This window comes from Candidatus Poriferisodalis sp. (assembly GCF_965215815.1).
Lineage (GTDB): Bacteria > Actinomycetota > Acidimicrobiia > Acidimicrobiales > Poriferisodalaceae > Poriferisodalis.
In genome coordinates this window covers 77,446-102,489 of the sequence record NZ_CBDCEO010000012.1, presented here as the reverse complement: position 1 = coordinate 102,489, position 25,044 = coordinate 77,446, and the positions used below count along the sequence as shown (strand labels likewise).

21 protein-coding genes and 1 pseudogene are annotated in these 25,044 nt (G+C 64.3%); 17 read left to right on the top strand and 5 right to left on the bottom strand.

Going from position 1 to position 25,044, the window contains the following annotated elements; translation table 11 throughout:
• Positions 1-51 precede the first annotated feature (51 nt).
• From ACOOHB_RS02455 to ACOOHB_RS02425, 7 genes and pseudogenes are all read left to right on the top strand, one after another.
• A complete protein-coding gene (locus ACOOHB_RS02455; protein WP_420443237.1) occupies positions 52-2,388 on the top strand; it encodes an ATP-binding cassette domain-containing protein in 2,337 nt (778 codons plus the stop codon).
• On the top strand, positions 2,385-3,095 hold the full coding sequence (locus ACOOHB_RS02450) for a response regulator transcription factor (protein WP_420443236.1): 711 nt from the start codon (positions 2,385-2,387) through the stop codon (positions 3,093-3,095). Before ACOOHB_RS02455 ends, ACOOHB_RS02450 begins: the two co-directional genes overlap by 4 nt.
• 115 nt (positions 3,096-3,210) lie before the next feature.
• Positions 3,211-4,368 (top strand): annotated as a pseudogene (locus tag ACOOHB_RS02445) (substrate-binding domain-containing protein); the annotation flags it as partial.
• On the top strand, positions 4,345-5,400 hold the full coding sequence (locus tag ACOOHB_RS02440; RefSeq protein WP_420444640.1) for a sugar ABC transporter substrate-binding protein: 1,056 nt from the start codon (positions 4,345-4,347) through the stop codon (positions 5,398-5,400). The pseudogene ACOOHB_RS02445 and the gene ACOOHB_RS02440, both read left to right, overlap by 24 nt.
• A gap of 78 nt (positions 5,401-5,478) precedes the next feature.
• Positions 5,479-6,276: an ATP-binding cassette domain-containing protein gene (locus ACOOHB_RS02435; protein WP_420443235.1), complete on the top strand. Its 798-nt coding sequence runs from the start codon at positions 5,479-5,481 to the stop codon at positions 6,274-6,276.
• Complete coding sequence (locus ACOOHB_RS02430) at positions 6,273-7,517, top strand: sugar ABC transporter permease (protein ID WP_420443234.1); 1,245 nt, start codon at positions 6,273-6,275, stop codon at positions 7,515-7,517. The genes ACOOHB_RS02435 and ACOOHB_RS02430 overlap by 4 nt, the downstream gene beginning before the upstream one ends.
• A gap of 15 nt (positions 7,518-7,532) precedes the next feature.
• On the top strand, positions 7,533-9,842 hold the full coding sequence (locus ACOOHB_RS02425) for a CRTAC1 family protein (protein WP_420443233.1): 2,310 nt from the start codon (positions 7,533-7,535) through the stop codon (positions 9,840-9,842).
• Positions 9,843-10,035: 193 nt separating this feature from the next.
• On the opposite strand, the gene ACOOHB_RS02420 is transcribed toward ACOOHB_RS02425, so the two are convergent.
• Both ACOOHB_RS02420 and ACOOHB_RS02415 read right to left on the bottom strand, forming a co-directional pair.
• Positions 10,036-13,275, bottom strand: coding sequence for a cell wall-binding repeat-containing protein (locus ACOOHB_RS02420; RefSeq protein ID WP_420443232.1), 3,240 nt, complete (start codon positions 13,273-13,275; stop codon positions 10,036-10,038).
• A gap of 35 nt (positions 13,276-13,310) precedes the next feature.
• Positions 13,311-13,877 carry a carboxymuconolactone decarboxylase family protein gene (locus ACOOHB_RS02415; protein WP_420443231.1) on the bottom strand — a complete coding sequence of 189 codons (567 nt, stop codon included), beginning with the start codon at positions 13,875-13,877 and terminating at the stop codon, positions 13,311-13,313.
• Positions 13,878-14,007: 130 nt separating this feature from the next.
• Here ACOOHB_RS02415 and ACOOHB_RS02410 point away from each other — a divergent pair, with 130 nt between their 5' ends.
• Positions 14,008-14,577: a peroxidase-related enzyme gene (locus ACOOHB_RS02410; RefSeq protein ID WP_419922740.1), complete on the top strand. Its 570-nt coding sequence runs from the start codon at positions 14,008-14,010 to the stop codon at positions 14,575-14,577.
• Between the two features lie 26 nt (positions 14,578-14,603).
• On the opposite strand, the gene ACOOHB_RS02405 is transcribed toward ACOOHB_RS02410, so the two are convergent.
• Entirely contained in the window at positions 14,604-15,428 is an 825-nt protein-coding gene (locus ACOOHB_RS02405; protein WP_420443230.1) for an ABC transporter substrate-binding protein, read from the bottom strand.
• 181 nt (positions 15,429-15,609) lie between these two features.
• On the opposite strand from ACOOHB_RS02405, the gene ACOOHB_RS02400 reads away from it, so the two are divergent.
• From ACOOHB_RS02400 to ACOOHB_RS02360, 9 genes are all read left to right on the top strand, one after another.
• The gene (locus ACOOHB_RS02400) at positions 15,610-16,815 is read left to right on the top strand and encodes an imelysin family protein (protein WP_420443229.1); all 1,206 of its coding nucleotides are present in this window, start codon (positions 15,610-15,612) and stop codon (positions 16,813-16,815) included.
• A 22-nt stretch (positions 16,816-16,837) separates the two neighbouring features.
• Positions 16,838-18,238, top strand: a complete 1,401-nt coding sequence (locus ACOOHB_RS02395) for a di-heme oxidoredictase family protein (protein WP_420444639.1) — start codon at positions 16,838-16,840, stop codon at positions 18,236-18,238.
• Positions 18,238-19,503 carry an imelysin family protein gene (locus tag ACOOHB_RS02390; protein WP_420444638.1) on the top strand — a complete coding sequence of 422 codons (1,266 nt, stop codon included), beginning with the start codon at positions 18,238-18,240 and terminating at the stop codon, positions 19,501-19,503. The genes ACOOHB_RS02395 and ACOOHB_RS02390 overlap by 1 nt, the downstream gene beginning before the upstream one ends.
• Entirely contained in the window at positions 19,478-20,995 is a 1,518-nt protein-coding gene (locus ACOOHB_RS02385) for an HTTM domain-containing protein (protein ID WP_420443228.1), read from the top strand. Before ACOOHB_RS02390 ends, ACOOHB_RS02385 begins: the two co-directional genes overlap by 26 nt.
• Positions 20,996-21,075: 80 nt before the next feature.
• Entirely contained in the window at positions 21,076-21,507 is a 432-nt protein-coding gene (locus ACOOHB_RS02380) for a very short patch repair endonuclease (protein ID WP_420443227.1), read from the top strand.
• A gap of 128 nt (positions 21,508-21,635) precedes the next feature.
• Complete coding sequence (locus tag ACOOHB_RS02375; RefSeq protein ID WP_420443226.1) at positions 21,636-21,845, top strand: type II toxin-antitoxin system HicB family antitoxin; 210 nt, start codon at positions 21,636-21,638, stop codon at positions 21,843-21,845.
• Between the two features lie 6 nt (positions 21,846-21,851).
• The gene (locus ACOOHB_RS02370) at positions 21,852-22,079 is read left to right on the top strand and encodes a type II toxin-antitoxin system HicA family toxin (RefSeq protein WP_420443225.1); all 228 of its coding nucleotides are present in this window, start codon (positions 21,852-21,854) and stop codon (positions 22,077-22,079) included.
• Between the two features lie 65 nt (positions 22,080-22,144).
• Entirely contained in the window at positions 22,145-22,267 is a 123-nt protein-coding gene (locus tag ACOOHB_RS02365; protein WP_420443224.1) for a hypothetical protein, read from the top strand.
• A 132-nt stretch (positions 22,268-22,399) separates the two neighbouring features.
• On the top strand, positions 22,400-22,651 hold the full coding sequence (locus ACOOHB_RS02360) for a hypothetical protein (RefSeq protein WP_420443223.1): 252 nt from the start codon (positions 22,400-22,402) through the stop codon (positions 22,649-22,651).
• 66 nt (positions 22,652-22,717) lie between these two features.
• Here the strand turns inward: ACOOHB_RS02360 and ACOOHB_RS02355 are convergent, their stop codons facing one another.
• Positions 22,718-23,728: an HNH endonuclease gene (locus ACOOHB_RS02355; protein ID WP_420443222.1), complete on the bottom strand. Its 1,011-nt coding sequence runs from the start codon at positions 23,726-23,728 to the stop codon at positions 22,718-22,720.
• A gap of 125 nt (positions 23,729-23,853) precedes the next feature.
• Positions 23,854-24,966, bottom strand: coding sequence for an alanine dehydrogenase (ald, locus tag ACOOHB_RS02350; protein ID WP_420443221.1), 1,113 nt, complete (start codon positions 24,964-24,966; stop codon positions 23,854-23,856).
• Positions 24,967-25,044 lie beyond the last annotated feature (78 nt).

Sequence of the window (25,044 nt, the reverse complement as noted above, 5' to 3'; positions counted from 1 at the left end):
ATGTGGACATCTCACTAGATCCGATGCTGAGCCAGCGGTACGATCGATCGCATGCTGACGGTCAAAGGGGTGTCGAAGCGCTACGGGTCGATCAAGGCGCTCTCGGATGTCTCGCTCACGGCAAGCGCAGGTGAGATCGTCGCAGTCGTCGGCGAGAACGGAGCTGGTAAATCGACTCTCGTTCGCTGTATAGCCCGGGCGGTTGCCGCTGACGCTGGAATGATCGCCGTCGACGGCGTCGAACTCGGTGGGAGCCCTCGCGATGCGATAGCGAGTGGTATTTCGGTCGTCTGGCAGGATCTCGCGCTCTGCGAGAACCTGGATGTAACTGCGAACCTCTTTCTAGGTCGCGAGTTGGGGGGCCACGGCGGTCTCCGGCAGGCGGCGATGCATTCCCGGGCGGAAGCCACCTTTCGTGACTTGAAGGTTGTTGTCCCGAAGCTAGACAGGTCGATCGATCTTCTTTCGGGTGGCCAACGGCAACTGGTCGCGATTGCTCGCTCGACCCTCGACAAGCCTCGGGTCCTCATTCTCGACGAGCCGACCGCGGCCCTGGGCATTGCCGAGAGGCGCACGGTTCTCGATGTCGTTCGCACGCTTCAGGCCAGTGGCGTCGCAATCGTGCTGATTTCGCATCAGCTCGATGAGGTCTTTGATGTCGCCGACCGGATCGCTGTTCTTCGCCATGGGCGGATCACAGCCGATATCTATCGTGCCGAGACGCACCCCGACGATGTCGTGGCCTTGATAACGGGCGCCGACGCTGATTCAACGGCGGGCAAACAGCTGCGGAGACTGCACAGCTTGGCCGAACAGCTCTCCAAGGCAGACGAGGCGTCGGTGATTCCACTCACGGTGTCGTCTTTGTCGGGGGCTCTGGCGGTGGACCGCCTGGTCATCAGCCTGGTCGAGGACCTCCCAACGGGCTCGCTGCTGCGTCGGTCCGCGTCACTCAATCTCCCTGAGCATCTAACAGATCAGCTCGAGTCGGTGGCGCTCGGCGACCCGTCGGTCTTCGTGGCGGAGGCGGCCAGGACTCCGTCACTCGTGATTGTCCCCGACCTGCGCTCTCGGCATGGCGATCCCCTGGCGGAGGCCGCGACCGAGGCGGGCTTCATTGGCGCGTGGGCTGCTCCGATCGTGGGGGCCGACGGGGCGCTAGCAGTAGTCGCGGGCTTCACGGACACGATCGCCTACCTGCAGCCGGATCAGATCCGGTTGCTCGAGCTTTTCTCGTCAATGGCGGGCGCTGTGATCGAGCGAGGTCGTCTGGTTGGGTCGCTCGAGGAGCAGAATCGAGCCCTTGAAGGGCTCAGCGGTGTTCTCGCGAAATTGGCGGGTCCGGAGCTTCTCCACCAAGGGATGGGAGCTGCGCTCGACGCAGTCTGCGACGCGACTGCATGCCAACAGTCGGCGCTTCTTGTGCGTGTCGACGGCGAAGACTGGAGCGTTCATTCCACATCCACTGGCATCGACCCAGGCCAGATGATGGAGCTCTCTTTGAAGAGCATGGAGGAGGCTGGTGAGGCGTCGCGTCAGAGTTACTGCTCGCGATTCGAGTGGTCACGAGGAAGCGGCGCGCTGGTGTGTCAATGGCATCAGCCACCACCAGTTGAACCAAGCACTGTGATTGACAGCGCCGCCGAGTCCTTTGCGCTTGCGCTCGAACGCGACGCGAAGATTGAGGCGGAGCAAGAATCCGCAGCGCTGCGGCGAAGCCGAACACGCGAACGTGAGCTCGTCTCCCGCCTCGGCCACGAGCTTCGAACGCCCCTCACCGCCATCAGGGGGTTCGCGTCGGCGATCCTGCAACCCGACGTCGACTGGCCCGACCGCGAGAAACAGCGATTCGTCACCCTCATCGAACGAGAGGCCCGTCGAATGGCACGGCTGGTCAACCAGCTGTTCGACGAGTCCGCAATGGAGTCAGGAATCCTTCGCCTGGACTGCAACTACTGTGATCTGGTCGCTGTCCTCGAGAACGCGGCCGCACTGGCGGCGCCGCGCGACGACGTGCGGCTTCAAGTCCCCGATGCCTTCACCATCTGGGGCGACCGCGACCGGCTGCAGCAAGTGTTCGTCAACCTGATCGCGAACGCGTTTCGTCACAATGACGAAGGCACTGAGGTATCCGTGAACCTCACGCCACCATCAGAGCCCAAGAGTGAAAATGTCACGGTACTTGTATCCGACAACGGGAGGGGACTGCCGAGCGACGCTCTCGACTATCTGAACGGTCGCGTGATCGAGCGGTCGCGACATCGGGGGCTTGGACTGCGTGTCGTCCGCGGTCTTGTCGAAATCCACGGTGGTCGAATCGACGCTTCGGTCTCGGATGGTTCACGAATCGCGGTCACACTTCCGGTTGAGCGAGGTGAAGAGCCATGAAGCCGACCAGGGTCCTGGTGGTGGAGGATGATCCCAATATCGTTGACCTGATTCGGTCCAACTTGTTGGTCAGGGGATACGACGTCGACGTTGCCACCAGCGCCGTCACCGCTTTGGCTCAGTTTGTGTGCCACGATCCGGCCGTCGTGTTGCTGGACCTCATGCTCCCCGGCGGCGATGGGTTCGAGATATGCCGCAGAATCCGGCAGATGAGTCCGGTCGGCATCATCGTGGTGTCGGCTCGCACGCGCGAGCATGAAAAGGTTCGTGCTCTCAACTTGGGGGCCGATGACTACCTCACCAAGCCCTTCGGCGTCGATGAACTGCTTGCCAGGCTGGTTGCCACGCTGCGCCGATGCCGGCCCGCAGATCCGCCTGCCGACGTGGTTGAGATCAAGCTCGGTCACGTTCACATCGATCTGGACGCGCAGGCCGTCTACCGGGACGGAGAGCGTGTCCGGCTGACGCCGACGGAGTACTCGCTGCTGCAAGTTCTCGCTCTCAACGAGGGCAAGCTCATGTCGTATGGATTGCTTCTGCGGGAGGTCTGGGGTCCGGGGTACGAGGAATCGCGTGAATACGTACGGGTCTACGTGGGCCGACTTCGGGCCAAGCTCGAACGCGCGGGTTACCCGCCGTTGATCTTCACCGAGCCCCGAGCCGGGTACCGACTCGTTGCTCCAGACGGCTCCGAGCCCAGCGTTTAGAAGTTATTCCGCGATCAGGCCGAAGAATTGTGGCCTTGTTTTCGCCCATGCGCCTACTTTCGGCAACCTAGCGCCGCGGACCATGTCGTCCCCGGCCGATTCATGGGGGGGACTTATGAGACGTGCGATGCGCCTGATAGCCATTTTGCTTGCCTTCGTCCTCGTCGCCGCTGCGTGCGGTGACGACGACTCAACCACTCAGTCGGAAGACGATCGAACAACTGCCGAGGGTGACGGCTCAACCTCTCAGTCGGACGACGATCAGCCATCTGCTGAAGGCGAGGGGAAGATTGCGGTGTTGTTGCCGGACTCGGCGACGTCGGCTCGTTGGGAGAACGACGATCGTCGGTTCTTCGAGGAGGCGTTCGCTGAGGCTGGTCTGTCATCGGATCAGTATCTGATCCTCAATGCCGAGGGCGACGCGTCGACGATGCAAACCCAGGCTGAGCAGGCCATCACTGATGGCGCGACGGTGCTGTTGATGGTCAATCTGGACTCTGGTTCGGGCGCGGCGATCATCGACAATGCCCGCTCCCAGGGTGTCAACGTGATCGACTACGACCGGCTTACGATCGAGGGTCCAGGCGCTGACTACTACGTCAGCTTCGACAACGTCGCTGTAGGCGCAACCATGGGTGCGGCGATGGAAGCCGCCTTGGCCGGCTTCGCTGGTGTCCCCAACCTCATGATTCTCGACGGTGGCCCAACCGACAACAACGCCACATTGTTCGCCGAGGGCTACATGAGCATCGCGCAGCCCCACTTCGATAACGGGTCGTGGAATCTGGTTGCCCGTCAGGCAGTGCCCGACTGGGACAACGTTCAGGCCCAAACCATCGCCGAGCAGATCCTCACCGCTGCCGGCAACGACATCGATGCCGCCATCGTGGCCAACGACGGCATGGCCGGTGGCGTAATCGCGGCGCTTCAAGCCCAGGGCATCAACGGCATCCCGGTGACTGGACAGGACGCAACTGTTGGTGGCATCCAGAACATCCTGGTCGGTGACCAGTTGATGAGCGTGTACAAGGCGGTCAAGGCCGAAGCCTTCGCAGCAGCTGATCTCGCGATCACCCTGTGGCAAGGCAACGAGCCCGCCGACGTCACCACCACAGTCAACAACGGCACCAACGACATTCCCTCAGTGCTGTTGACCCCGGTCGCGACCGACATCACCAACATCAACGAAACCGTCATCGCCGACGGCTTCCGCAGCGTCGACGAAATCTGCGTCGGCGACCTCGCGGGGGTGTGTGCCGCCGCCGGAATCAGCAGCGCTTCAGCCCTTTCGGGCAGTGCTTCGACCGGCGAGGGGAAGATTGCGGTGTTGTTGCCGGACTCGGCGACGTCGGCTCGTTGGGAGAACGACGATCGTCGGTTCTTCGAGGAGGCGTTCGCTGAGGCTGGTCTGTCATCGGATCAGTATCTGATCCTCAATGCCGAGGGCGACGCGTCGACGATGCAAACCCAGGCTGAGCAGGCCATCACTGATGGCGCGACGGTGCTGTTGATGGTCAATCTGGACTCTGGTTCGGGCGCGGCGATCATCGACAATGCCCGCTCCCAGGGTGTCAACGTGATCGACTACGACCGGCTTACGATCGAGGGTCCAGGCGCTGACTACTACGTCAGCTTCGACAACGTCGCTGTAGGCGCAACCATGGGTGCGGCGATGGAAGCCGCCTTGGCCGGCTTCGCTGGTGTCCCCAACCTCATGATTCTCGACGGTGGCCCAACCGACAACAACGCCACATTGTTCGCCGAGGGCTACATGAGCATCGCGCAGCCCCACTTCGATAACGGGTCGTGGAATCTGGTTGCCCGTCAGGCAGTGCCCGACTGGGACAACGTTCAGGCCCAAACCATCGCCGAGCAGATCCTCACCGCTGCCGGCAACGACATCGATGCCGCCATCGTGGCCAACGACGGCATGGCCGGTGGCGTAATCGCGGCGCTTCAAGCCCAGGGCATCAACGGCATCCCGGTGACTGGACAGGACGCAACTGTTGGTGGCATCCAGAACATCCTGGTCGGTGACCAGTTGATGAGCGTGTACAAGGCGGTCAAGGCCGAAGCCTTCGCAGCAGCTGATCTCGCGATCACCCTGTGGCAAGGCAACGAGCCCGCCGACGTCACCACCACAGTCAACAACGGCACCAACGACATTCCCTCAGTGCTGTTGACCCCGGTCGCGACCGACATCACCAACATCAACGAAACCGTCATCGCCGACGGCTTCCGCAGCGTCGACGAAATCTGCGTCGGCAATATCGACGAAACCGCTTTCTGCTCCGAAGCGAACTAAGCACGAGCGTGATCCGGGCACGGAGTACCCTTCCAAAGCCGTGTCTGGATCCCACTCGCTCTGAGAGGGAAACTCAAGGTGCAGAACGCCACGCCGCTGCTCGAAGCGATTGGAATCACGAAGCGATTCGGATCGGTGCTGGCTCTGTTAGAGGTCGACCTGACGCTGTACACCGGCGAGGTCTTGGCCCTTGTGGGTGACAATGGAGCTGGGAAGTCCACGCTGATCAAGTCGATCGCCGGGAACCATCGCATCGATGCGGGCGAGTTCCGCTTTGAGGGCAAGCCGGTCACGATCCACGGACCCAAGGACACATCAGCGCTCGGTGTTGAGGTCGTCTACCAGGACCTCGCGTTGTGCGACAACCTCACCGTGACGAACAACATGTTTCTTGGACGCGAAGAGCGCAACAAGGCCAAGTTGATGGCCGAGGCCTCCATGCAACGACAGGCTGCGGAAACGTTGCGGAGCTTGGCCGTCACATCGCTCCAGTCGGTGAACCAGTCAGTTGCCCGGCTATCGGGCGGCCAGCGCCAGTCGGTCGCGGTCGCAAAAGCGGTGATGTGGAACTCCAGAGCGGTCATCCTTGATGAACCGACGGCAGCATTGGGTGTTGCCCAGACTCGCCAGGTGCTCGATCTCGTTAAGCGACTCGCTGATCGAGGACTCGGTGTGATCGTCATCTCCCACAATCTCCATGATCTCTTCGAGATCGCCGACCGCTTCTTGGTCTTGCGGCTCGGCCAGAGTGTCGGCGTCTATGAGCGCCACGAGACCACCCAACAGGAGATTGTCGAAGCGATCACGGCCGGACAGATCAGCAGGGTGCCTGGCCGAGAAGCCGCTGATCCCAAGGCGAAGGTGGCCCCATCATGAGCGCCGCAACAGAGGCGTCCCCGTCCGAGCCGGCGAACGGCGCCCCCGTCGGGCACCGGCTGAGCCTGTCAGACGGTTGGCAACAATGGCTCAACAACGTCCGGGTTGGGGAAATCGGATCTCTTCCAGTTGTCCTTGGCCTCGCTGTGGTCGCCGTCATCTTCCAAGTGCAAAACGACAAGTTCCTGTCGTCACAGAACCTGACCAACCTGATCGTGCAGATGGCGCCCATCGCAATGATCTCGCTCGGAATCGTCTTTGTCCTGCTGATCGGTGAGATCGATCTCTCAGTTGGGGTCATGTCGGGCGTCGGCGGCATCATCATCGCTCGACTGCTCATTCCCGATGGCAACGAGGTCAACTGGCTCGTCGCGTGCGCGGTCGCCGCCGCTGTAGCGCTGCTTGTGGGGGCGACTCATGGCTGGTTCGTCGCGAAGCTGGGTGTCCCATCGCTGATCGTGACCCTCGCGACGCTGTTCATTGGCACGGGCGCGATCCTCGCAATGGCCGGTTCGCAGGGATTGATCCGGATCCAGGACCAAAACGTCATCGACATTGCGAACACCTTCCTCAGCGATGGGGTCGGATGGGTTCTCGCAATAGTGGCTGTCGCCGGCTACGCGACATCGAAGTACCTGTCTGATCGGGCGATCCTGACCCAGGGGCTGGCGGCACAATCGATTGCGTCCTTCATCGGCAAGGTAGGCGTCGTTGCCGTTACCGCGTGTGGTGCGGTAGTTGTGACCAACAACAACCGTGGATTCCCCCTCATCGGCGTGATCCTGGGCGTCTCGGCCGTCACGCTGCTCGGAATCACCGAACGGACCCGCTTCGGACGCCACATCTACGCGGTGGGTGGGAACGCCGAAGCTGCGCGTCGCGCCGGCATCAACGTCAACCGAATCAAGATCTCATGCTTCATGATCTCGTCGTTCATGGCCGCGTTCGGTGGCTTGGTGCTTGCGTCGCGGCTGCGGTCAGCCGACAACGCGGTTGGACCGAACCTGCTGCTGAACGCCATTGCGGCCGCGGTGATCGGCGGCACCAGCCTGTTCGGTGGTCGCGGCAGGGTCACCAGTGCCATTCAGGGCGCGCTGGTGATCGCTGCGGTCGAGAGCGGGATGGGCCTCCTCGGTTGGCCCTCGGATCGCAAGTTCATCGTCACGGGCTGCATCCTGCTCCTCGCAGTCACTATCGATACGGTGACCAGACGAGCTCGACAATCCTCGGGCCGGGCCTGACTTAGCGAGCACTCCGTGGAACGCGGACGACTCCCGCTCGGAGGCAACGTCCTGCTGGCGCTGATTTCGACGGCGCTCCTTGTGCAATCCATACATGTGAGCGAGCACATCGCCCAGATGGCCATGTGGATTCGCTACCCGGGCCGGCCACCGTGGATGTCGAATTGGGCGACGGATATCTCGCGTTGGCTTGGCGGCGTTCGCCTCGACCGCAACGCCGAGTCAAGTTTGGCGATGGCCCACGGCATGGAATACCTGCACTTGATCGGCAACCTTGTCTTTCTCATTGGCGTGATCCTGCTGTGGCAACACACGAAGCCGAGCACCCAGGGGCGGGCACGACGCTGGGCGCGGGCGGCCGTGGCCGTTCAGAGTTTGCATGTCATCGAACACATCGCTCTGACGATCACGATTCTCACAACCGGTCACGCCGTCGGCCTCTCAACGACCTTCGGCGCGCTGGACGGAACCCGTCTGAGCACCTACCGCGTTTGGTGGCACGGATCTATCAACCTCGCGGCCACGGCACTCTGCGTCGTCGCCTTGGTATCGCTGCGGATGAGGAGCCGTGCCGGCGCATCCTGGGCACGCCCCAAAACGATATTGCCTGGAGCGCTGGCTGCTTGTTTCACTGTGCCCTTGATCATGGCCGTCGCCGTCGGCACATCAAACGCTGCCGCGACGGCAAGTCGAAATGCGCAACACGACGCGCCGGCTGATGTGATCCGCGGCGCGTTGCTCGTCGATGTCGCCTCGGACGTCGGGCTCTCCGTGACCCACTCGGCGTTTCGATGGGACGTCACCATGGACCCTGTTGCCATGATGGGAGGCGGTCTCTGCTGGCTCGATGTCGACGGCGACGGATGGCTAGACCTGTTCGTCACCGACACCTGGTCCGATGGTGAGTGGGGCCTGTGGAGCGCGGCAGGCGGACTTCCCACTACACGAATCTTCGCCAATCTCGGCGGCCGTTTCGAGGAACGTACCGAGGAGTGGGACGCTGGTCACGAAGCTCGAGCTAACGGATGCGTCGCCGCGGACTTCGACCGAGATGGCTGGACCGACCTCTACGTGACAACAGCACGCAGCAATCTCCTGCTTTGGAACCAGGCTGGGACCGGCTTCGTCGAAGGCGCATCGCTGGCGGGAGTCGATGCCTACGGGTGGCATACCGGAGTCGCCGCGGGTGACATCGACGGCAACGGCTTCGTCGACTTGGTCGTGGCCGGCTACGCCGATCTCAACCGGGCCCGGCCGAACGCTTCGACCGGGTTTCCCAACACTGTCGAACCGGTCGCGGGGCTCGTTCTCATGAACAGAGGTCCATCGGAGCTAGGTCGAGTCATTTTCGAGGCCGTCGATGCCGGGTTCGAGGCCTCCGGCCCGGATTATGGCCTGGGCGTTTCGCTCATCGACATCGACGGCGACGGCGACCTCGATCTACTCGCCGCCAACGACACGCAACCGAACCGTCTTTACCTCAACGAATCTCCCGACGGGCGACAGGATCGGCTGTTTCGCGACATCAGCGCAGCCAGTGGAGCGAACGATCGCGGGAGCGGCATGGGAATCGCAGCTCGGGACGTGACCGCAGACGAACGACCTGACATCGTCGTCACCAACCTCAAAGGACAAGGGCACGCCGCACTCACGAGCGCGGGCCTGCGTGCGTTCCGAGAGCGCGGCCTTCCGACTGTTAGCGATGTCGGCCTCGAATTGACCGGCTGGGGCGTCTCGTTCGGCGACATCGATCTCGACGGCGATCGCGACCTCCTGCTGGCCAGCGGCGATATCCCGATCCAGGATCTCGCCGCGGCCGGAGAAGCTCTGACCTACCTCGAGAATATTGGCAATACCTCCGAGCCCCGCTTCATCGACGCAACCGCCCGCGTCGGTCTGGACGCCGTCCGGTCCATGAACGGTCGGGCTGTCGCACTCGCGGACTACGACAACGACGGAGACCTCGACGCGGCGATCAGCGCCATCGGTCAGCCGCTGGTGCTGCTGTCCAACCTCAGGGACAGCGGCAACTGGCTCATCGTCGATGCCGGCACTCCTGTGCCGGGGATGCGTGTTCGTGCAGAATTGGCCAACGGTCTCGTATTGGAGCGAAGTGCTGTTGCGGGCAGTAGCTGGCTCTCAAGCGAGGACCCACGAGTCCATCTCGGCCTTGGCGATGCCGAGGTCATCGGACGACTGTCCATCCTCATGCCAGGGTGCGGCGAATACGTCATCGAAGACGTCGCCGCCGGACAGATACTTCACGTTGATGTTTGCGGAGCTGGGCCGCCAGATCAACCCAGATTCACTCCTGGCCCGCAATGAGCGCACCAGCGAACACCTCGCCGCTCGCCACGATTGCCGTCGAATAGTCCGCAGGTTCTGTGTTCAAGTCCCAGAGGGGGCGTACCACTCTTCCGCCGGAGCACTCCGGCGCCTGCACTGACGGGTTCGCCGGATAGGCCGATAGGGCGCAATCAGTGAGTCAGCGGCTCGCCCTCACGTCGCGCCCACCCGTTCAGCTCGCTCTGCGGATGCTGACCGTGTGTATGCGTCCCGTATCCGCGGTGACGGACACGGTGTACCCGCGAACAGTGACGGAGTCGCCGTTTTCCAGCAGCGGGAACTCGTCGACGGTGCCATTGCCGCTGTCCCCCGCGACCTTGATCGGCAAGTCGCCTGCTCCCAATGAGGCGTCGACGGTGTAGACGAGCACGCCTTCGGCGGGAAGGCCCGCTGGGGTGATGCGCGTGCCGGCAGGGTCCGTGTAGGGCTGGACGGCGTCGAACCCGAGCCGGCGACGGCTCTCCACCACCAGCACCTGATTGGACGTCAAGGGAACGACGGCCATGACCGTGCCGCCGCGGGGAGCAGCGACGGGGTCAAGCTCGACTGTGGCGGACGGCTCAGTGACGCAGAGCACCTCCTCGTCGTCGAGCCAGCCCAGCTGCCATCGGCTCCACGCCAACATCTCTTCAAAGATCAGCGGCGATCCATACAACCGAGATGTCGTGCCGTCGGCATTTCGATGTGCTTCTTCGAGCCGGGGATCAGTTGCCGAGGCTTCGAAGTACGAAACGAGGTTCATGCGGCCGAAGACGGTGCGCACCCAGACCCTGTCGCTCGCAATGTCCGAGCGTTGATGCTCGTTGTCGTAGGGGTAGAGATCGGTCAGGCCGAGCGTGTGACCGATCTCATGAGTCCCGGTCGATCCCCAAGGGCGCGGCCCCGACTCGAGGCCCGTTCGAAAGACGTTGGCCACTGCCAGCTGCATCTCGGTGCCGTCGGCCGTATGGCTGCTGCCCGCCAGACCGCCGCCGAAGTGGCTGCTCGGGAACACGATGAGGACGACGTCGGATCCGGCGAAGTCAAATCCCGGATCTGCCGCGGCGACGATCTCGCCGAAGAGGTCTCGCGTCTCGACGTCACGCGCTTCGCCGTGCTCATTCGGGGGCACTTCGGTGATGTAGTCGCCACGTGGATGGGCCAATCGCAGCCAGCCATGTCGCACCGTTGTCGTGATGTCAAGCTGGCCGTAGCTGACCACTTCGAGATAGCGCGTCATGAACGGCAAACCCCCTTCGGCCTCCTCCTCGGTGCTGTGGTTCGCCTGGAAATCGGGGAAGTCGGCGAAGAGAACGGCAATGCGCAACGATCCGACTGCCGGTGGCGCCCACGCAGGCAGCGGGAAACCTGCAGTCGTGAGCGACGTCGGGCCCGGAGGCATGCATGTCTGAGAGACGCCGACCGGCGCGCCGCTCACACCGGTGACGCGGATCTCCATGTCAACGAGTCGATTTCCCTCGTGGTTGAACGTTCCATACGCAATGCGCTCGCCGTCTGGTGACCAGGCCGGCTCCACTTCGGGTCCTGGCACGTTCGTCAGCTGGAATGAGCGAATCCCGTCGACCTCAATGATGCGAATGTCGGACTCACGGTTATCGCCGCTCACATACGCAATCTGGGTGCCATCCGGCGACCATGCCAAGCCTGCGTTGTGCGCACCGCCCGTCAGGATGCGGGCGTTGGTTCCGTCGATGTCCACGACGCCGAGTTGGTCGGACTTCACGTAGGCGATGCGCGTTCCCTCAGGCGACCACCGGGGCGAGTAGAAGCGGCCGCTCGCGAGGGCTGTCTGGTTCCGGCCCGTGCCCGCATCCATGGTCACGATCGACCGTGATCCGCTGAGAATCCCGCCTGACTCCAAGACCTCACGTCCGGTCTCTCGACTGAAGACGATCCGGCTCCCGTCAGGCGACCACGACGGCGATTCGTCGAACACCTCGCCATTGGTCAACTGGGTATTGCCGCTCCCATTGACATTCACCACGAAGATGTACGAGGTCCATGGTTCGGTGAAGAAGTTCGGGCGCGAGTACGCAATCTTTTTCCCGTCGGGAGACCATGCCGGTTCATCGATGAAGGCGCCTCCGCCTGGCGCTGCGAGCACTCGGCGCTTCCCACTGCCGTCAGGGCGCGCCGCCCACAGCGCGCCCTGTTCTTGGAACGCGATGTATGTGCAGTCCGGTGACCAACTCGGCGCACCGGTGCTCGATGTGGGCCCGGCGATCCGCACGTCTTGGCCGCTGCTGGAGCCACCGCACGTGCCGGCTGGCAACACGGTCGGCTCTCGGTTTGGTTCGTCGGTCGTCTCGGTCTCGTCGGTCTCTCCGGTCGTCTCGCCAGCGAGGTACGACTCGATCGCCGCTTGGGAGACGGCTGCATCACCGCCGAATACCGTCAGGCGCAGTTCGGTGACACCGTCAGCTTGACGAGCCGTGTCCAGAAACGTTGCTGTCTCGGACGGAATGGCTCCTGGATCGCTCAGCACCAGCGGCGCGCAACGTCGGGCCAGCAGCGGCGCCGCACTGAACGAGTCGAACGGCACCCGCGCGCGGGCTACGCCAACCTCAGCACCGCTGAAGCAGGTGCTGGCGGAGTGGTCACGCATGAAACTCGCCGTCATGGTGGCTGTGTCGTATCGAGTGGCTCCTGCCATGCGGCTGACGGCGATACCCAGTCCACTGATGGAGTTCTCCACGGCCGGTGACAGCGCAGCAGTCCCGCCCATCAGCACGACATGGCGGATGCCCGACTCTTCCAAGTACGCCTCAACGCCTTCATCGAGACGTGCATGCGGGCTCAACAGCACCGGGTGCTTGCCGTGAGCAGCCAGCGGCCCCGCTACGAGCGCATCGGCGAAGACTTCTCCGCTCGCCACGATCGCTGTCGTTCCGAAGTCGCCGAGCGTGCCGGGGCTACCAGTGCGACGCGCCACAGCGACCCCCGTTTCGTACTGGTCTGCACCGCCGACCCACTCGACTTCGAGTCCAGCCGATTCGAGCGCCGATGCGACGGACGGTGAGATTGAGCGCGACTGGGCGTCCTCCCCGGCACTCACGAGAAGCACATCCGAGGCCCCGATGCGCTGCAGGAACTCCAGCGCATCAGCTCGAACTTCGGTGGGCGGCGTCATGAGCACGGGCGCGCCGAGATGACCGGCGACCGACGCTGCAACGACTGCCTCGTGCCAGCTCAGCCCTGACACCAGCACAACCGCGTCGAGACTGCCGCCCGCATCGGTGGCAACGGCCTCGGCGACCAGCAGCGATGTGGCGTACCGGTCGGTTCCCCCGTAGCGGGTGAGGCTGACTTCTGCGAGATCGGCGTCGACGGCGGCCGCTGCGACTGGCGCGAGAGCTGCGGCGCCGACGCTCAGTGCAAGCAGCGCGGCAGCAACAGCCGAGAGACGTCTCATGGCTCGCATGGGGGCTTGCTTATCGCACTCCCGCCTTAGGAGGGCGTCGGGGCGGTGGGCCAGTCGGGGACGCCTTCGTCGCGCTGCACGCCGGTGCTGTTGAGCAACCCGCTCACCATCCGGTAGCAGCCAGCTGCGGCGACGAGGTGCACCATTTCGGCTTCGCTGAAGTGCGAGGCCGCCTCGGCCCAGGTGGCGTCAGAGACACAGTCGTCGGAGTACAGGTCATCCACCACTTGCAGGACAGCCGCTTCGGCTGGCGTCCAGTTGCCCTCAGCAATCGGCCGGGTGACGAGATAGATCTCCTCCTCGGTCATGACTTCGGCTCGGGCGATCAACGTGTGCTGGCCGAACTCGTAGACGGACTGGCAGTTCCAGCCCATCCGCAGCACGGCAATCTCCACATCACGCCGGGACAGGTCGCCCTTGAACAGGATGGTTTGGGCGAATTCGCCGAACGCCTTGGAGATCGGGCGGCTGTGCGCAATGGTCGCAATGACATTGACGGCGTTTGCGAACGAGGTCTCCATGACCTCACGGGCGCGTGCAGCCACCTTCGGGATCGGTTCGAGGCGTGCGGCGGTCGGTCGTGGCAAGTGCATCGGTTGGCAGTTCTCTCGTCGGCTCCCCGAATGTAGGAGATGCCGCCGACGCAAGCTGCTGTGCGGCCTGCCGCAGCGCAATCCGATACAGCTTCGGTGTACCGCAGCCCTCCGTGTTTAGGCTGCGAGCATGACCGAGCCAGCCATCTCGACATTCCCCGTGCCCGACATCGCCGACATTCCCGACGACCTGCGCGAGCGCATTGAGCTGATCCAGTCCAAGACCGGCTTCGTGCCCAACGTATTCCTTGCCTTGGCACACCGTCCCGAAGAGATGCGGGCGTTCATGGCGTACCACGATGCGCTGATGGAGGGTCCCAGCGGGCTCAGCAAGGCAGAGCGGGAGATGATCGTGGTGGCCACGAGCGGCGCCAACGACTGCATGTACTGCGTGGTGGCGCACGGCGCGATCCTGCGAATCCGTGCCAAGGACCCGTTCCTGGCCGATCAGCTCGCCGTGGACCCGGCCAAGGCCGATCTCACCGACAGGCAGCGGGCGATGATCGACTTCGCGCTGAAGATGTGCCGTGAGCCGGCGTCGGCGTCGACCGCCGATCACGAAGAGCTGCGGGCACATGGCTTCAGCGACGACGACATTTGGGACATCGGCGCCATCACGGGGCTGTTCGCACTGTCGAACCGCATGGCACACCTGACCTCGATGCGGCCCAACGACGAGTTCTTCACCATGGGCCGCTAGCTGGTGGCGAGCACCGTGTCGGTCCTCTAGCGCGCCGGGTAGACGAGCTCCCCCGTGGCGGCGCCAGTCGGCGCTACGACGACGATCTGACCGTCCTGCACTTGGACGGTGCCCATCGGTTTTGCGACGTTGACGCCACGGTCGTCGAAGCGGATCGGCCCGTAGAACGTTTCGACGTCCAGTTCCCGAAGGGCCTCGCGTACGTCATCGGTATCGAGGCTGCCCGCTGTCTCGATGGCGAGATGCAACGCAAGTGCGGCCGCAGTCGAGCTGGCCGCCTGGTAGACGGGCCGCTCCCCCCAGAGGCTCTCGTAGTAGTCCGCATAGTCCGCAGCGCTGCCGAAGTACGAGCCGTTGTAGGCCATGGCGGGTTCCCACTGGGTCGGTCCGAGCACGCCATTGACGCTGGCGCCGAGGTCGTCGACCAGTTGTGGGTTGGAGGGCCCGACGGTGATGAGCATTGCGTCGGGGCGGACTCCGAGTTCCTGCACTGATTGCAGGAACAGCACTGCGTCGCTGTAGTGACCGCCCCCGATGAAGACGTCAGGGTTGAGTTCACCGAGCCTTTCCACGAGATCCGACACGTCGACGACGCCCTCGGGATATGCCTCCACGGCGAGCACCTCGATGCCGTTGGCTTCGGCCACAGCGCTCGCTGGGCCGGTCAGGCCGCTGGAGTACGGGCCGAGCAGGAAGTCGATCTCATCGTCGTCGATGAGCTGCTGCACGAGTTCGGCAGCGGAGTCGTCGTCGCTGCCAGTGCAGGCGACCGCCAGCAGGAGCGCCGAGATGAGCAGCGCCAGCGAACTCGCAGTTCGGCACGGACGCATGAACTTTCGAGACTGCCCCATGGCGTTGCTCCGTCCTCACACGGGCTTGCCGCCCAAACTCCGGCCGAAACGCTAGATGCTCCGCTCACAGGTGCCTTGAAGTCTCACGGCAACCCCTGCACGCGGCACAAGTGAACTTTGCTTTCAGGTTCACGTGCTGTTGAGTTGACAATTATTATTAAGCATGCTTAACTACCCGCCCATGCTCAATCCTCGGACCAAATCTCGAACCAAGCGGCGTGACAGACGCTCCCGCAGAGGCGCAGGGTTCGCAGTCGTCGTCGCTGCAGCAGCACTGCTGGCAGCCTCGTGCGGCAGCAGCGGCCCCTCGGACGAGACGATGGAAGATGCCGTCGAGATTTACGCTGCTGGCGTCCACGCTGCCTACTCGGCGAGCCTGACTTCTGCTCGAGCTATGGATGCAGCCATCGACACGTTCCTGGCCAACCCGACTGCGTCGACGCTCGAGGCGGCGAAGCGTGCTTGGCTCATCGCTCGGGACGACTACGGCCCCACTGAGGCCTTCCGCTTCTATGGCGGCCCCATCGATGACGAAGAGACCGGCACCGAAGGCCTTATCAATGCGTGGCCTCTCGACGAGGCCTACATCGACTACGTCGAGGGCGCTCCGACTGCGGGCATCGTGAACGATCCAGCCACCTACCCGACTATCGACGCCGATCTGCTGGTGGAAGTCAACGAGATGGGCGGCGAGGCCAACGTCTCGACAGGCTGGCACGCGATCGAGTTTCTGCTGTGGGGCCAGGACCTCACCGGGGACGGCCCGGGCGCACGCCCGCTCAGCGACTACACGACTGCTGAGAATGCCGACCGCAGAGCCACCTATCTCGCCGTGTCCAGCAAGTTGCTGGTGCGCCATCTCGGGGAGTTGGTCAGCGCTTGGGCGCCCGGCGCCAACAACTATCGATCGGAGTTCGAGGCACTCGATGTCTCCGAGGCACTACGGCTCGCCATCACCGGGGTCGGCGAGCTGTCACGGGGCGAGCTGGCCGGCGAGCGGATGAATGTCGCCTACGAGGCACGCTCGCAGGAAGACGAGCACTCGTGCTTCTCCGACAACACGACCGCCGACATCGTGGGCAACGCCAAGGGCATCGCCATGGTGCTCAACGCCGACTACCCCCTTGGCGTGAGCGGCACCAGCATTCTCGACGTGATTGCCGAGGCTGATGCCGACCTGGCGGACCAGCTCCGCGGCGAGATTGCAGCGAGCCTGGTGGCCACCGCCGCGATCCCCGCGCCGTTCGATCAGCACCTCACCGAGGACGTGTCCGACGATGACCCGGGCAGGAGCTCGGTGCTCGCGGCCATCGAGTTGCTCGAAGACCAGACCGACACGATCGTGGCCGGAGCCGAAGCCATTGGTGTCGCGATCAACGTCAGCTAGAGCCGTTCGTGTCAGCAGGAAGCTGCGGACTCTCCCGGTCCGCTGGCAAGCAGCTGCGGCGGCTGCACTGCTGGTGGCGGCGTGCGGCAGTGGCCCCTCCTTGGATTCGCACCTTGGAGGGGCCACGACGCGCCTTGATGCGTCCCAGAACTCCTTCGGCCTGCCAGCTCCACAGCTGACCAACGCCGAACGTCGGGCATTCGAAGTCGGCGACAGCTTCTTCACCCAGAACTGGGTGATTGCCCCGGCGTCCACCGATGCTCGCGACGGGCTCGGGCCGACGTTCAATGCTCAGGCCTGCTCGTCGTGCCATATCCGTGACGGGCGGGGCAAGCCGCCGTTGGAGACCGTCGACGGCGTGCTGCCCGAGGTGTCCCGGCTGGGACTACTGGCGAGGCTGGCGCTGCCCGAGCGCGATCCGGTGACCGGTGCACAGCTCGCGGACCCGACCTACGGCAGCCAACTGCAGGACCGGGCAATTCTCGGCGTGGAACCCGAGGGTGCGCTCAGCGTCACGTACCGCCTCATCGAAGGCACTTACGGCGACGGCACCCCGTACGAATTGCGTGCGCCGGAGTACTCGATCGAGAAATTGGCGTTCGGCGCGCTGCACCAGCACGTCACGATCGGGCCCCGCCTCGCGCCCCAGATCATCGGCATGGGTCTGCTCGAAGCAATCCCCGAGGTATCGCTGCTGGCTAACGCTGATCCCGACGACGCCAACGGCGACGGCATTTCAGGACGACCGAATTGGGTATGGGACGCAGCCTCCGAACAGCGCGTGATCGGGCGATTCGGCTGGAAGGCCAACGTCGCGAGCATCGGTGCGCAGGTCACTGGCGCATTCATCGGCGACATCGGCATCACGTCCGATGCGCAACCGAACGAGAACTGTCCGGGCGCGCAGACTGCCTGCGCGGCGGCGCAGAACGGCGGCTCGCCCGAGATTCCCGCCAACCGGCTGTCGCCGGTGGTTCTGTACACCCGGACACTGTCGGTGCCAGCCATGCGAGACATTGAGGATCCCGACGTGCGAGCCGGCAGCGAGGCCTTCGATGATCTCGGTTGTGCCTCGTGCCACACGCGGCGACACCGCACCGGCCCTTCGAACATCGCCACGCTGGCCGATCAGGACATCCACCCCTACACCGACCTGCTGCTGCACGAGATGGGCGAAGGGCTTGCCGACGGCCAAGGCAATTTCGAGGCGAGCGGGTCCGAGTGGCGGACCCCGCCGCTGTGGGGCATAGGGCTCATCGAGGCCGTGAACGGCGAGCGCTTCCTGTTGCACGATGGACGGGCTCGCACGCTGGAGGAAGCCATTCTCTGGCACGGCGGCGAGGCCGAAGCAGAGCGCGAGGCGTTCCGTCTCTCACCGGCAGCAGTGCGTCAGAGACTTGTCGCGTTCTTGGAGGCGCAGTGATGATGAAGCACACCAATCCGAGGCGCGAATTCGCAAGCCCTTTCGTCGCGCCTCCTGTTGCTTCCCGCTCTTATGCCCAGTCCTCATTCGACACGGGCTCACTGGCCGTTCGGGACACGGCTTCGCCTGCCGGCTCAACCTCTCAGCGGCGACGACCGGCGTTTCGCATCTTGGCGGCGTGCGCGCTGGTCGTTGCCGGCTGCTCCAGCGGCGCAACCCCGCGAGAGGCAGCCGTCAACGCGGCCGCCGCCGAGGCCTTTGCCAACCAACTCCGGCTCAACGCCCAGGCCGAGATTCTGGTGGACAGCATCGATGAACTCTGCGCAACACCCAAGCACCTGGACGGGAATGTCGCCGGCGCCGCGACAGACGCAATCGTGGCGATGCGGCATACGTGGTCGTACACGGCGGCGATGCAGATCGACTCGGTGACCGAGCGCCGTTCCTGGGCGGTCATCGACTGGCCGATCTCGACCGACGACATCACGTCGCTGCTGCTGGACGAGTCGAAGGACCTGACCCCTGAGCGCATTGGAAAGCGCTCTGGTGCTGACCAGCGCGGCCTTGGCGCGGCGGAGCACCTGCTCGCGCTGCATCTTGCCGATGAGCAGCCCCCACCCCCGTCCGCTGGAACTGCACAGCGTCGATGCGAGTACCTCAGCAGCGTCGGGGAGGTGATGCTGGAGGAATCTGAGCTGATCTTGGGCGACGCGTGGCTCATCGTCGACGGCGACGAACCGCTGTTCAAGCTCATCGCTCCCGACGCAGAGATGGGTGTTGACCGACTCGTCAATGAAGCCATTTTCCTGCTGGAGGCCATGACCGACATGGAACTTGGGCGTGCGCTCGGGGAGACCTCGGCTGAGACCAGGCTCGATGCTGTCGTCGAGGGGCCGTTGGGTCTCGGCGCGGCCGACATGGGCGCCCACCTCGACGGCTTGCGTGCGGTCCTGCTGGGCACCGATCACGCGATCTCGATCGCCACCGAGGCCGGGATGATCTTCGATTTCGACGAGTCCAGCGGCTTTCGCTTGCTTCTCGACGACGATCTCGTCTCGCGTCTGACCGACCAATTCCACGACGCGCAGACGACGCTTGAGCAAGTCGAGGGGCCCTTGCGGGATGCCGTCGTGAACGATTCGGCCACGGTGTCGAGGGCGCGTGCGGCGCTCAAGGCGCTGCAGATCACCATCTCGACCGAGGTTGTCGCGCAGCTCGGCGTGACGATCGGCTTCAGCGATGCCGACGGCGACAGCTCTGCCTGACGACACGCATCTCGCATGCAGGTCGCCGGGGTCTCGCCGCGTCCAGGCCATCACGGCGGCAGCACGCCGCGCAGTCTGCGCCGACTCCGTAGCCGTCTTCCGGATCGCCTTCGGTGCCATCGCTGCACTCGCAGCATTGCGCTTCCTGGCGAATGGCTGGGTCGAACAGCTCTACGTGACACCCCGCGCCCACCTGACCTACCCGGGTTTCGGCTGGGTACAGCCGCTGTCAGCGCCGTGGCTTCACGTGGTCGTGGGACTCGTGGGCGCAGCCGGGGTGGCGATGGCGCTGGGATGGCGCTACCGCATCGCGTGTTGGGTGTTCCTGGTGAGTTTCACCTATCTCGAGCTGATCGAAGCGACGCTCTACTTGAATCACTACTGGTTCGTCACGCTGTGCGCGCTCGTGCTGGCAATGCTGCCGGCCCATCACCACTGGTCGCTCGATGCCCGCACTGGTCGAGTCCAGTCCTGTGCGCTGCTGCCCGCCGTCGTGGTGTGGGCGCTGCGAGCACAAGTAGGCGTCGTGTATGTGTTCGCAGGCCTCGCCAAGCTCAATGCGGACTGGCTCGGCCATGGCCTGCCGCTGCGGCTGTGGCTCGCCGACCGCGCCGATACCTGGCTCGTCGGACCGCTGCTGGGCCAGGAATGGGTCGCGGTCGCCGCGAGCTGGGGAGCTGCGGCATTCGACTGCACCATCGTGGGCTGGTTGCTGTGGCGGCGCAGCCGCCCGTGGGCATACGCGGTCGCCGTGGTCTTCCATTTCGCGACCGGGGCGCTGTTCGCCATCGGCGTGTTCCCCCTGGTCATGGCCGCGGCAGCTCTGATCTTCTTCGAGCCCGACTGGCCTCTGTGGCTTGCCTCACGGACGCATCTTCTGCGAGGCCGAGTCCATGGAGCCGCCGAGCGCGAGAACGCCATGCGCACGGCGCGACCGGCGTTGTCCTGGCCACAGACGAAGCTCTTGCGGAATCCACTATTGCCGGAAGCGCCAGGTCCCCGTCCTGCCAGCCACCAAGCCGATCAGTGCCCACGGCTCAACCGCGTGGCGCTCGCTGCGTTGGCGGCCCTAGCCGCCGTTCAGCTCGCGATGCCGCTGCGCCACTTGGCCTACCCCGGCGACGTGCGCTGGACCGAGGAGGGTTACTGGGGAGCGTGGCGAGTGATGCTCACCGACAAAGCCGCCCACCTGGAGTTCGAGGTGACCGATCCGGTGACGGGCCATCGCTGGATGGTCGGCCCGGACCTCGTGCTCGAGGACTGGCAAACCGAGCGCGCCGGCGGTCATCCTGACCTGATCGTGGCGACCGCTCACCTCATCGCCGAGCAGTACCGGCGCAGCGGCTTCGGTGCCGTTGAGGTCCGGGCAGATGCGTGGGTGTCGATGAACGGACGGCCCGCCCAGCGCATTATCGACCCGGCGGTGGATTTGGCTGCGCAGCCCCGCACACTCGCCCCCGCGCCGTGGATCATGCAACCCGGCGACGGGTAGCTCCGCGGGCCAGACTGTTCCACAGTCACGGTGTCCCGGAGCGGTGAACCTCAGTGCGGGCGACTGGTAGAACCGGCCGGATGGAACCGAAGGCGCTGCCGGGACCTGCATCGGAGCGGATGTCGAAGCAGCGGTCCCACGACACGGGACCGGAGCGGCTGCTCCGCTCGGCGCTGCACCGGCGAGGCTTGCGCTATTTCGTGCACCGGCGGCCCTTGCCTGAGGTGCGCCGGGAGGCCGACGTCGTGTTCCCCCGCCTGCGCGTAGCAGTCTTCGTGGACGGCTGCTTCTGGCACGGCTGCCCCGACCACGGCACCAAGCCCCGCCGCAACGCCGAGTACTGGGAAACCAAGATCGCCCGCAACCGAGTCCGCGACGCCGACACCGACGCCCGCCTACAAGCGGCTGGCTGGACCCCAGTGCGCATCTGGGAACACGAAGAACCCGACGAAGCCGCCGACCAGATCGAACAGCTCATCCGAGACCGCGCCCGCCGCCTCGCCGAGTCGTAGGCGACCGCACCTGCCGCGCGCGGTACGCCGAATGACGACCGGCTCGCCGATGTCGGCCGCTGCCGAACCGGCCCAAAACGCCGACACGCCTACAATCGGTCCCCGAGAGCAAGACTGAGGTCAAGCCGATGCGGAATTTCACTGCTGTCGTCGAGCGCTGTCCCGACACCGGGTTCTTTGTCGGCTACGTCCCGGGATTCCCGGGTGCGCACTCCCAAGGCGAGACTCTCGAAGAGCTCAACGACAACCTCAAGGAAGTCATTGCGATGATCCTCGAGGACGGTGCCCCGGCAATGGCGGGCGAGTTCGTCGGCACCCAGGTCGTCGAGGTGGCTTGAAGCTCTGTGCCAGCAGTGCCGATCCTCAAGCCGCGAGAGGCCGTCGCGGTACTCACAGCACTCGGATTCGAAGAAGTCCGCCAGCGCGGCTCGCACAAGCGATTTCGCCATCCGGACGGGCGGTCGACGACCGTGCCGATGCATCGAGGACGAGACCTATCCCCAATTCTGCTCCGATCAATCGCGCGAGATGCCGGGATGACGCTGCAAGAGTTCGTGGCGTATCGCCGGTAGGCGCAATCATTGCCATCGAGATCAAGGCCACGAATGCCCCCGACACCAGTGATGCCCGCCATCTCATGTGGCTCCGAGACGAACTTGGATCCCAGTTCGCAGCAGGCGCCGTCCTCCACGTCGGCCGCCGCAAGTACCACCTGTCAGAGCAGATCGAAGCGATCCCCATCTGCGCCCTGTGGGCCTGATGCCGCGGCGATCCGGCACTCTCACCGCCGGGATGCAAGAGTCGGTAACGAAAACCCCGGAACCGTCAATGCTTGTGACAGCCCCCTGTGAAATCGCTTGGCCCGTCTACCAGCGGTGAGTACGTTGAGTTCATGCCCCAGATTCGGGTTGATGTCCCTGATGACCTTTACGTCTCAGTCAAGGAGCACGGCCTGTCGCCCGCCGACCTGCTGCAGACGGCCATCCAGGACGAGCTTCGTCGGCAGGAGTTGAGCGCAGAGACCGAGAAATATCTCGCTGAACTCATCGACGAGGTCGGAGAGCCTTCCAAGGCTGCCATGGCGAAAGCCGAAGCACTCGTGGGTCGTATCCGTGCAAGCGGCACCGGCGAGGCCGCAGGTTGACCGTTCTTGTCCTGGACTCGGGCGGATTGAGCCGCCTGAGCGAACAGAAGCAGGAGAATGTGGCACTCATCGCAGTGAGTCTTGGTAGATGTGCTCGTGGTGCCAATGGAGGTATGCGCTCCGCGGCGGCTCCACACCTGAAGGCACCATCAAGGCTTCCCGCAGGGACTCGCCGAAGTTGTGCTCGACCCCGGTTTCGGCCTCGATGCTTGCTCGCAGCCGCCTGGACCGATGTACGCGCAGTCCTCCGTTCACGGTGATCAATCCCTTGTCAAACGCAGCATCGTGCGTTGGGCACGCCGCTACTCCGTTGCGCGGGTCGCGTCGCTCCCGGTTGCTCGAATCAGCCCACGGCTTGATGTGTGACGCAACGATAAGACGGTTGCCCTGAAACGATCTCGGGGCCATGCCGCAGAAGCCGCAGGTGTGGTCGAAGCGTCGCAGCACCTCAGTCGCAAATGCCTTGTGGCCGACCCGGGCACGGTGCTGGACAATCCGGGTCGTCTCAGCGGACGACAGCTCTTGGTTGTACCGCAGCTTGGCGGCGCGGAGCTGCGCCGCCTCCTGCTCGATCATTTCGTCAAATCGTGAATCTGCCAAGTCCTCAAGGCCGAGTATCGAGTATTCCGTCGCTTGCTCCAGCCGCAAGAAATCGGGCAGTCGTCGGACACCGATGCCCATGCGGCGCGCCGCCCGCAACGCTGTGCCGTACAGATCCAGGAAACGGACGACATCGGCGCCCATATTCATGAAGAACTCAACTTCGTACTTCGCTCCGTTGACCCGGGAACCGTTCAGATTCATCATCTTGCTGGTGATCGAACTCGGCCGGCGCCTGAAGAGAGCAGCGAGATCGTGGACGAGCCGAGGCGCAGAGTTGATCGTCTGCCCGCCGAAACGGTGTGGATCCACTACTGGATCGTCGGATAAGAAGAGCCCGTAGCACAGCACGGTCTCTACGGGCGTGAAGTTGACTTGCCGCTTGCCTGGCGGCGGCATGCGACGCTGCACGATGCTCTGCCACTGCGCAGCCGCCTCGGTTTCACTGAGGTCCAAGTAGTCGCTCAGCGACGCCACTCGGACACTCTTTCACGTTCGCAATTCCAGCGGACGGCACTCGCAGGGCTCGGCGCAGCCTCGCAGCAGCCGGCCGTCATGGGCGTCACAGGTGACGGCCGAGCAAGCCCGTCGTCGAAGCTGCCTCAAAGGCCGAGGGCGGTGAGGGGGTCGGTGTAGGGGATGTTGAGGGCGGCGGCCACGTTGGGCTCGGTGACGTGGCCTTTGTAGACGTTGAGGCCGGCACGGAGGTGGGGGTCGGTGCGCAGGGCGTCGAGGCCGTTCTCGGCGATGGCGAGCACCCGGGGCAGGGTGGCGTCGCTGAGTGCTCGGGTTGCGGTCACCGGCACGGCGCCGGGCATGTTGGCCACGCAGTAGTGCACGACACCGTCGCAGACGTAGGTCGGCTCGGCGTGCGTCGTGGGTTTCGACGTCTCGAAGCAGCCGCCCTGATCGATGGCAACATCCACGACCACTGAACCCGGTCGCATCTGGCGGATCATGTCGGCAGTGACGAGCTTGGGCGCCCGAGCGCCGGTCACCAGCACAGCGCCGATCACCAAGTCAGCGTTGAGCACCTCGGTCTCGACCGTTGCGCGGGTGGACGTGACCGTCACGACCGCAGCGCCAAACCGCTGTTCGAGGTGGTCGAGCACCTCCGGATTCAGGTCGAGCACCCGCACGTCGGCGCCCATGCCGATGGCAATCTCGGCTGCGTTCTCGCCGACCACTCCCCCGCCGATTATCACCACACGAGCCGGCGGCACTCCAGGAACGCCACCGATCAGCAGGCCGATGCCACCGTGCGCTGTTTCCAGTGCCCACGCGCCAGCCTGCACGGCGAGCCGGCCGGCAACCCGAGACATCGGAGCCAGCAACGGCAATCCCCCACGCGAGTCCGTGACCGTTTCGTACGCCACGCATGCCGCGCCGGAGGCCACGAGATCGGCCGTCTGCTCAGGATCGGGCGCAAGGTGCAGATAGGCGAAGAGGATCTGACCATCGCCAAGCCGCCTGCGTTCCGACGCCTGAGGCTCCTTGACCTTGACAACGAGCTCCGACTTTTCCCACACCTCGTCACAGGTACCGATGCGAGCGCCCGCGGCTTCGTACTCGGCATCGGGAACTCGAATGCCCGCACCGGCGCCGGATTCCACCAGCACCTGATGCTCGTGAAACACCAGCTCGCGCACAGCGTGGGGCGTCAACCCAACGCGCTGTTCACCCGCCTTGAGTTCGCCGGGCAATCCAATCAGCATGCGATCACCTCCCAAACAGGTGCCCAACTTCTGTACGCGCCCAGCAAGCGGGCACCCCCCATTCGGGCCGAATCGCCC